The 9,416-nt window shown below is 51.0% G+C and carries 6 protein-coding genes; 1 reads left to right on the top strand and 5 read right to left on the bottom strand.

Annotation, left to right across the window (positions count from 1 at the left end; all coding sequences use genetic code 11):
* Both KOO63_05020 and KOO63_05015 read right to left on the bottom strand, forming a co-directional pair.
* The coding region (locus KOO63_05020) for a T9SS type A sorting domain-containing protein (protein MBU8921162.1) at window positions 1-2,967 on the bottom strand (2,967 nt) is incomplete at its 3' end.
* A 382-nt stretch (window positions 2,968-3,349) separates the two neighbouring features.
* Window positions 3,350-4,102, bottom strand: a complete 753-nt coding sequence (locus KOO63_05015; protein ID MBU8921161.1) for a SagB/ThcOx family dehydrogenase — start codon at window positions 4,100-4,102, stop codon at window positions 3,350-3,352.
* Window positions 4,103-4,259: 157 nt separating this feature from the next.
* On the opposite strand from KOO63_05015, the gene KOO63_05010 reads away from it, so the two are divergent.
* The gene (locus KOO63_05010) at window positions 4,260-5,027 is read left to right on the top strand and encodes a DUF3667 domain-containing protein (GenBank protein ID MBU8921160.1); all 768 of its coding nucleotides are present in this window, start codon (window positions 4,260-4,262) and stop codon (window positions 5,025-5,027) included.
* A gap of 65 nt (window positions 5,028-5,092) precedes the next feature.
* Here the strand turns inward: KOO63_05010 and KOO63_05005 are convergent, their stop codons facing one another.
* From KOO63_05005 to KOO63_04995, 3 genes are all read right to left on the bottom strand, one after another.
* Entirely contained in the window at window positions 5,093-6,349 is a 1,257-nt protein-coding gene (locus tag KOO63_05005; GenBank protein MBU8921159.1) for a hypothetical protein, read from the bottom strand.
* Between the two features lie 62 nt (window positions 6,350-6,411).
* Window positions 6,412-7,863: a glycerol kinase GlpK gene (gene glpK / locus KOO63_05000; protein ID MBU8921158.1), complete on the bottom strand. Its 1,452-nt coding sequence runs from the start codon at window positions 7,861-7,863 to the stop codon at window positions 6,412-6,414.
* Between the two features lie 103 nt (window positions 7,864-7,966).
* Window positions 7,967-9,334, bottom strand: a complete 1,368-nt coding sequence (locus tag KOO63_04995) for a S41 family peptidase (protein MBU8921157.1) — start codon at window positions 9,332-9,334, stop codon at window positions 7,967-7,969.
* Window positions 9,335-9,416 lie beyond the last annotated feature (82 nt).

The raw sequence follows: 9,416 nt of genomic DNA, 5'->3' as shown, positions 1-9,416 counted from the left end.
CTGGTGAGGGCCGGCATCTTTTGTCCCGTCAATCAGGGTGTTGACCAGCCTTCCCGTCACATCGTAGATCCGCATAGTCACCTGCCCCCCTACTCTGAGGCTGTAGCTGATCGATGTCACCGGGTTGAACGGATTGGGATAGTTCTGGCTCAGAGAAGTCCTGAAAACCGGCACTTCATCCTCGTCGCCCGTGATACTCGGATTTGTTGCCTGGTAGAAGTAGATCATCGCGTCCTCGACCAGTTTGAAACGTGTCTGCGGGACCGCTTCGCATCCGCGCGTGTACATGTAGCTGAAACCGAACCAGATCGTCCTCGCTTCGGCCATCGCGAAATTGGTGAACGAGTTGTTGATCGCCGCGTACTGGTTCGTACCGCTGGATGCCGGATACTGTAGAGCGTATGAACTCCCAACAGTTTTTTCGATAACATCGAATGCGTTTATCACGGGACAGCTTCCGTACACGCAGAACGGATCGAGAGTCGGGTTAAAGATGCTTCCCGCTGTCGTTCCGACCATCGGAGTCTCATCATCCAGGACAAAATGGTCGTAGTAAGAGTCTCTCACGAGCTGGACTCCGCACTGGCCAGTCATCAACGCGCCAGCGGCGAATGACGTGGCATGCGCGGTTAGATCCCAGGCAACATTATCGCCCAGCACCCACAGGCAAGGTTCCAATGACGAATTGTCGAGCCAGTCGTGAAGTAGCTGGCAATCCCTGCTCTTGTCCCCGGTAGTACCATCGCAGATCGTCCCGTTACGCAGGTTTCCCGAATCCCAGATGATTATCCTGTAATTCTCCAGAAGGTTCGGTAGCGTTGCCCTGCTCGCGAGGCTGTTTGAGACCATCGAGGACGGCCCATTGACGTCGAAGCGGTCCGGCTGGTCCGCCAGAGAAAGGACTGCGACGAAGGCGTCGTCGAAATTGTCCTGCACTTCCCCGTTATGCGAAAGCCTGTCGTGGAAATCGTCCACGTACAGAATATCGCTCTTTCCAACTGGCAGACAGGTAAACTCGAAAAAGTTCGACCTGCCGTAATAAGTCATGGGATGGTCGGGCAGGGTGTTCGCGTCTGCCGGCAAATAACTGGTATTACCGGCAGTATCCCTGGCCCTGAAATAATACTCGACCATGTACCCCGAAGAGAAAAGCGAATCGTTCAAGTCGAACTCATAAACATCTTCGCCGTACCAGTCGGGGCAGGCGCAAATGCATGGATCGGCCTGGATGACCGTCCAGAAAGGGCCATGAGACAAATAATGCCCACAGTCGCCCTCCAGCATCGGGCCGGACAGATTCGGATATCCGAAAGGTCCTATATAGAGTGCCCTGACATGCATGTACACTTCCGGATTGCTGCTCGCGTCTATCGCTATACCTCCACCATGAGGCGAATCGCAGGTAATGCGAATGCAGTCACGGGGATTTATGACCGGAAATGAGATCGGATTTACATCAATAGCTGCGTCGGCCTTTGCAAATGTCACATCGGGGTCAGCGAAGTTATCCTGGAACAGGTCCACGGAACGGTAGAAGAAGCGAGGGCCCTCCGCCTCGAACCGCGTCACCTGAACCTTATCAAACCACGGGGACGGAGTATGGGAGGCCCCACTTCCATAAGCAGGAAAAAACAGGTCTCTCATGTCGACGACCCCAAGCGCTACCTGGATATAGTCGCTGGAGATCATGTCGGTGATATTATGACCACTCGCAAGATAATCATTTTCCGAGTATCCGCTGTTGTCGCTGCCTCCGTAATAGAGGAATCCCCTGTCCTGCCAGGGTCCTAGCGGATTACCGGCAGAGTCTGTATCCCGGACCTTCCAGTAGTAATAGAAAAGAAAGTTCACTGGAAGATCTCTATATACATCGAATTCCAGTAAAGTCCCGCCGAGGATCGAAAGGTCGGCGGCAGGGATAGAGGCAGTCTGATTTTCGTCGCAACCGATCGAATACATGGTCATATCGATCACTGGAGAGACTATCATCTCGTTCTGGCATCGATCAGGCGGACAGCTCGAAGAATAGCAGAACGGTGTCTCGAAGAGCCCCGGATATGAAGCACTCGGATAAATTGATCCGTTGAAGAATATTAACTGAGTGCCATAATTGTCGTAGCAGGGGTCCTTGTCCATCAGGCCGCTTATGAGACCGGAATACTGGCCGAAGCTGTTAGTGGCCGCGCGCCACCATATTCCGTTCCCGTCACCATCCACGTCTCGAGCCCCTGACGCGGCGGTGTCGAAGTTTTCGTATTCTATGATTCCTGTGCCATCAGTTAGCATTATCTCATCGATATGCACACCTCCGTCGGAATCAAAACAGCCGCTCTCATCGCTGCATTCGTAATCCGAGATGAACCTGAAGCGTATGCTGTATGTGCCGGCAACCACGGTGAAGTTCACCGTAGGAGTGAGGTATGCGATTCCCGAGTAGGGTCCGTCGATAATCGTACATATGCCTGTGACAACGTCCATAAGTTCGACAACCATGTAGTCGTTTCCGACTTCACTATCAACATACAACATGTACTCAAGTGTGAGGTTCTCGTCGTTGGCAAAGAAGATATCATCGCTGCCCAGTATCTGATCCCAGTTGTTGGCATACCCTGACGGAGTCTTCCAGTCTGTGATCGGAACAGCGCTGCTGCCACCACCACACCAGCCTGACTGGTTTCCGGAAAGCGGCACGGGCGCCGAACTCAATGTGCTTCCAACATAATTGTCGGCGTGCCAGAACAGGCCAGGATCGGTGTTGTCAAATCCCGTCCAGCCCTGCCAGTCCATCGGTTCGAAATCATAACGAGCGATACAGTATTTAGTCAGCGTCGGATCGACGCAATACCTGCAATCGCTTGGCTCCTGCCTTACCCTCATCTCCCTGGTCCAGGAGTTGATCGCGCTCACGCGCTGTGTCGGGATCACCAGAAGACAAACGGCCAGGACTACAAATAGCGTTCGTTTCATAATCCCTCCTTTCAATTGATTCTGAATTGAAACACAAACTGAACCCTGAGGAGAATCAACCATACGAGCCGGCATAGCCTTCTACGCACTGACAGTCTAACTGTCCTTGAGCGTGGCCAGCCAACAGAATGCTTTGCCGGGCGAGACGGCATCAACGGACGTCATATCAATCGTGTAAGAGATTCCCTGTGTAAGCGGCATTTTATCTTAATTCCTGCCAGAATACAACAAGTATATTGCTGATGGCGTCCGAGCCGAGTTTCGGCCCGGATCAGGAATGTAACTGTAGAGCCCTTTTCTGGATTTCAGAATTCAACGAACCAGGATCTTACCCAGTGGGTCATCCTGTCATATTTCTATATGGAACACCTGCCAAAGATTATTAATCCTTCTGCTCCACAGGAAGTCTTCCCACGGGCATTACATAAAGGGGTACTTCCTCTCCGGTCATGCCGATCAACTTCTTCAGTGAATCGTCTGTGAATGCGCCGATGGCGCAGGTCCCGAGCCCTAGCGATCCGCACTGAAGGTAGACATTCTGCGCCGAGTGTCCGAGGTCCATACAGACGTACCTGTCTCTTCCGCGATCTTCGTACTTCTCCGTGCATCTTTCATAAACGGCAGACCAGACGATTGAGATCGGCGCCTCACCCGCGAATTTCTGATCAAGGCAAGCAGCCTGCAGATCGGTCCGGACATCGCCATCGGCGAGCCTGTGTAAAACATGCCCTTCCGGGACATACCAGTAGATCCCTGGCAGAAGGCCGGTGACCTTACCGGCGACGAGATATATCTCGAGCGGATAGCGGGCTCCGGCCGACGGCGCGGTCTTCAACCCTCCACGCAAGAAATCCGGCATTCCCTCCGCTGTGTATGTGATACCGTACGCGGCCCAGAGAAGCTGGGACACCTCTTCCATGGTGACGGGGTCATCAGTGTATTGCCTGACCGATCTTCGCTCCTGCAGGACCTTCTCTATCGAAAACTCACTGTCGAGGATCGGCCCGGGCAACTCTATCGTCTCTATCGCCTTGTGCTCAAGCGAAAGCTTTCCGCACCAGGCGGTAGCGGGCGACAGGATAAAGACCGTCAGGAACAATATCGCCAGATATCTCATCGTAATGTCCTTTCGCATGTTCAAAGCCTCCCGAAGAAGATTAAACCTTGTCATGGCATATTCAAGGCGTATCCTATCACATTTCCGGAATGATCGGTGAAAATCATTACTCGGCCTTCAGCCTTTGTTGATGACAACACGCTAATGGAGATTTATACTGAAAGAAAGGAGTACCATGACCGAGCTGAACAATCACACAGATAAGAATTGCCTGAATTGCGGAGCGACATTGAGTGGGACCTTCTGCTCCCAATGCAGCCAGAAGGCATCCATCTCACGCCTCAGCTACAGAACGCTGGCCTTTGATGGTATACGTCACTTCTTCGTCGCCGGGAGCCCCCTGCTCCGCACCATCCTGGGGCTCTTTCGTAACCCGGGCCTGGTCGCGCGTGAATACATCCAGGGCCGGAGGAAGACCTATGTCGGGCCCATGAAGTACTGCCTGCTGACAGCGGCCCTTTGTGTTCTGATAACTAAACTCTCCTTTCCAGAAGGAATCGTTCTCAGCGAAAATATGAATGAAGCCTACTCGCAAATTCATATTCAGGAAGCAATGAATCAAATCCTTAACTTCATGGCAAATTATCAGCAGCCGGGGTTGCTGCTGGTTCTCCCGCTGCACGCTTTGCTACTGAGGCTGTTCTTTAAAGGTTCCGGACATAACTTCTCGGAACAATTGGCTTTCTCGGCATATCTTTATGGACAACTCAACCTGATCCGACTTCCCTTTATCCCCTTTGGTATAGCTGAGGTTGATATTCTGGGTAAGATCTTCGGACTCGGCCTGCCCCTGATCTTTCTCTGCTGGTGGGTCATCGGCTTTAACCGTGTCAAACCGTTATCGGGGATTATCAGAGCCATCATCGTGCATTTTGTATTTTACTCCTGTCTATCCATCCTTCTGATTGTTACAGCGTTCATCCTGACTGCTATTCAAGCGTGATCCCTCCGGTGCCCTCCGTTTATTCGTCCGCATTGAAACCTGAGGACTTCGGAAGGAGCTCACGTTCAGAATCCGACGATCAGCATCAGAAAGAAATGGTCGTGGACAGAATAGTCCCCCCAGTCCTCGCGGTCCAGGTCAATCGTCTCGATCAGGCGGAATCGGCTGGTGCCTCTGAACCTGGTCTCCCAGGATATCTTGAGCCTGTTCTCCCACCTGTCGGAAGATTCCGCACCAGTTCCCGTCCGCTCCGAGTCGAATCTGTCGGCGAGATACCCGACCTCAAGCATATGGACCTCAGAGAACCTCTTCTGCAGGAGGATGAAGGGGAGAAGTTCGTTCTTTCTGAAACCGCTATCTTCAGTTCCCTCTCCGTCCCAGCGTTCGCGCCTTACCTGGAGTCCCGCGCTTAACGAAAGATCCCGGCCGGCCGGATGCCACCAGAGTCGGGGAAGAAACTCCCTGACATTATGCATCTTCCTGGCAGCACCTGTTCCAGTCCGCTCAAGGAAATACTCAGCGATCCTGATATCAAGATTGAAGGCCACTCCACCCGGCATATCCTTCTCGATCCACAGGCCCAGATCCCTGACATGCCCCTCCTCATCGTAGTCACCGCTTCCTTCGAGGAATCGGTACTCCTTCTGCCACCGGTTTGTCAGTGAACCTCTGATCCCAAAACGCAAAACCCGGCCAGCCTGCTCTCTTCCCTCGAGGATAAGTTCGAAAGGCTGCCGGTTGAAGAGATTCTTCTCGCCCTCGATATTGTCACCGTGATTGTAGGCAAAGTTGTTTGCAAAGTCGTGTACCTTGAAGGTGAATTTTATATACCTGTCTACGGCGGTCCTTCGTTGAACCATCAGACCGACATCGTTTTCCCTTTTCCATGGCGAAGGAGCGAGAAGGAAAGAAACAAAATATTTCCGGTGAAGATTGAATTCGACTTCGAGCTCGTTTCGCATGGAAGATCGTTCGTCCAGTGTGTGATTCAGGTCCATCCAGTATCTGATCCGGAAACGACGGGAAATATCCGACGAAAACTTAAGTGATTCGATCATGCACCATTGTTCAACATTGAGACTTCCGAATCTGAGCAGAAAGAGGTTGTCCGTGCCATCTATCAGGTCCCTCCAATCCCTGTCGATCCGCATGGTCAGCATATCGAGATAGTACTCGCTGTCGTACCGTTCGGGTTCCTCCGGAAATGGTGTGTCGAAATGAACCGAACGCGCTGCACTGGCCATCAAAAAGGAAAGGATAATGGTACAGAGAAGAACGAGTACGGCCCTGATCGCTAATGAAGATTGGATTTCCATTTTCATCACATTCTGCCCTGGCCTTTTGATGATTGGTTTCTTGATTAATGATCAATTACCAATTTGACCTACTTCACCATCGCTTGCCGCAGCGCTTTTTCCCAACCCCTTAACAATTCTTCCCGTTTATGATCATCCATTAATGGAATAAATTCTTTTTCAACAGATCTCAGCCTGCTCAATTCATCACTATTTTCCCAGAACCCGGCTTTCAATCCCCCCAGAAACGCGGCACCCTGTGAAGTCGATTCCACGATCGAAGGTCTGAGCACCGGTTTATCTATAATATCTGCCTGAAACTGCATCAGAAAATCATTTTGCGCCGCACCGCCATCCACGGCAAGTTTATCTACTTTGATTCCAGTTTCATCCTCCATTGTCGAAAGCACATCATAAGTCTGGTAAGCCATCGATTCCAGCGCCGCCCGAACAATATGATTGCGATTCGATCCCCGGGTAAGACCAACGATCACACCACGAGCCTGCGTATCCCAATGTGGCGCGCCCAATCCGACAAAGGCAGGCACCATATATACACCACCGTTATCTTCGACCGACAAGGCTGCTTTTTCACTCTCTGCTGATTTATCAATGATCTTTAATTCATCCCGAAGCCATTGAATCGATGCTCCAGCAATAAAAACTGAACCTTCCACCGCGTAACATGGATCGCCGTTGCCATCGATGGCCAGTGTCGTCACCAATCCATTTTTTGAAAACACAGCATTCGACCCTGAATTCATTAACAGAAAACATCCCGTCCCATAAGTATTCTTGCTTTGTCCTTCCTCAAAACAGGCCTGACCGAAAAGTGCTGCCTGTTGATCACCAGCATCGCCAAAGATCGGAACACCGTCGATTTCAGGAATCGATTCGACTACACCGTAATCATCTACTGATTTTTTTACCTGAGGCAGAATGGATACCGGAATGTCCAGCAACTGACACAATTCTGTATCCCATTTCTTCTCGATAATATTGAAGATCAATGTTCTCGAGGCATTAGTGTAATCTGTTGCATGAACTTTCCCACCCGTCAACTTCCAGATCAACCATGTATCGATATTGCCAAACAGCAGATCATCGACTTTATACTCCTTCACATTTTGCAGCAGCCACTTGATCTTTGTCCCACTGAAATAGGCGTCGACAGGCAACCCGGTTTTGCCACGAAACAATTCCTCTTCTGATTTCAGTTCTTCACAGATATCAGCGGTTCGTCGACACTGCCAGACAATGGCGTTATGAATCGGCTGCCCCGTCTTTTTATCCCAGACGATTGTGGTCTCACGTTGATTCGCAATTCCGACAGCAACAAATTTTTCATTATTCCGAGACTTTAATTCCTGAACCGAGTCCACCACTGTCTGCCAGATTTCCAGCGGATCTTGTTCTACCCAGCCGGGCTGCGGATAGATCTGTCTGATCTCACGCCAGGCTTTATCAACGATTTTACCTTCGTGATTATAAATAACTGTAGTCGTCCCTGTGGTTCCCTGATCGATTGCCAGAATATTCATAGTCAAGTCCTCTATCCATGCGCTGAAGTCTCACCATGCGCTTGCAATGGAATCCCAAATGGACGCGCCTGAAACGAATCAATTCCATGCCTCGTTGTCAGGTTCAGTTGCCGCCCCTCTCGTTCTCGTCCCGTCGTCCGTTATCGTATAGACCGATCACCTTCTGGGCTTTCCCTTTCTTGTCGCATTCGAAAGTGAGGCGGAAGTAATCAAGGTCCCCGACTCTGAAAAGATCTTCCCCCAGCGGAAGGAGACGGTGCCTGGGTCCATTCTCTCTTTGATACCAGAGTTTGCCGTTCTCGACAAAGATTTTTCTTGGCCCAAAACTGCCAGTGTATTTTTTCATCTGTTTTCTGGTGATCTCCATAGGATTCAGGCGGCCTTCAAGATCCTGCAACGCCCACTCATACAAAACCCTGGCACGCTCATTCGGCTCATCCGCAATCTGTTTGGCCAAGGCATCGGCATAGGCGGCATCGAGAGCCTGATCAGCTGGAACAGGAATGTGGGGAATGACACCGACACCTTCCCACCCCTCATTGTTCAGTGGATTGTAGGCCCGTCCATAAGGGACCCTGATTCCTATTCGATACGTATCGAAATCGAAGGTGTATCCCTGGACCGTATGTCCGCCTCCGCCTGTCGTGTCACCGACTACGATGGCCCGCTCGAGATTCCGCAGGTCGAATGTGAACTCTTCGGCAGCCGAAAATGTATTTTTACTCGTGAGTATGTAGACCGGCTGGTCGATAATCCGCTGGCCTGGTACAAAATCAGCGCTGTAGGACTGGACCGTCTTCTTTTCCGCTCGAATATCCCAGTTGATCAGATGCGTCTCATCCTCAAAGAGATAGCCACAGATAAACCTGATCATTGCTGCAACACCGCCCCCGTTATGTCTCAGGTCGATGATCACAGCATTACTGTTGGAAATGAAGTTCATAGCCGCGGTCGCCGCCTTGAATGCCTCGTCACCGCGAGAAAATGAGTCAAAACGGATATATCCTACACCACCAGGCAGTATCTCGGCCTTTTTAAAGCCATAATTGATCTCCCTGTAAAATCTTTTTCTGAGTTCCACATCAGCAGGACTTTCGCTTTGCCGGGCCGCGGCGGCCGATGGATCGAGCGGTGGCAGGGCATAGATCCTGAAATGCCCGTCATGACTGACTCTCTGGCAGTCCTCGTACAGTCTCTGTGCGAATAAGGCAGGATCGGATATCTCGTCATATTCACCTGCAATCGATGCACGCTTTAACTCAGCAACGATGCGAGCGGCTGGTTCTCCGAGAACATAAATCGAATCAATGACAACTGTGATGCTGTCAATGATCGCGGCTCGCGCCGCGGAGTCGATCGGCGGCAGGCTGCCCGGCCGCGCGGTCCGAGTACGCTGAGCATTGGAGGTAGAGGCAGTGGCCAGGATTAATAGTGAAATAATCAGAATTCTCGAAAGGACTTTAGATCGCATGTCGAATCCTCCTTGTATAGTTATACATACTTACATATCTGTTTGGAGGATGTTCCCGCTATATTATCAGAAGGATATGACT

Source organism: Candidatus Latescibacterota bacterium (assembly GCA_019038625.1).
Lineage (GTDB): Bacteria > Krumholzibacteriota > Krumholzibacteriia > Krumholzibacteriales > Krumholzibacteriaceae > JAGLYV01.
The sequence above is the reverse complement of the archived record's forward strand: the minus strand, read 5'-3'. Positions and strand labels throughout refer to the sequence as shown.

Excerpts from the sequence above, each read along its gene's own strand:
- KOO63_05015 (MBU8921161.1), bottom strand. The coding sequence starts at position 4,102 with ATGCGAAAGGACATTACGATGAGATATCTGGCGATATTGTTCCTGACG.
- KOO63_05010 (MBU8921160.1), top strand. The coding sequence starts at position 4,260 with ATGACCGAGCTGAACAATCACACAGATAAGAATTGCCTGAATTGCGGA.
- KOO63_05005 (MBU8921159.1), bottom strand. The coding sequence starts at position 6,349 with ATGAAAATGGAAATCCAATCTTCATTAGCGATCAGGGCCGTACTCGTT.
- glpK (MBU8921158.1), bottom strand. The coding sequence starts at position 7,863 with ATGAATATTCTGGCAATCGATCAGGGAACCACAGGGACGACTACAGTT.
- KOO63_04995 (MBU8921157.1), bottom strand. The coding sequence starts at position 9,334 with ATGCGATCTAAAGTCCTTTCGAGAATTCTGATTATTTCACTATTAATC.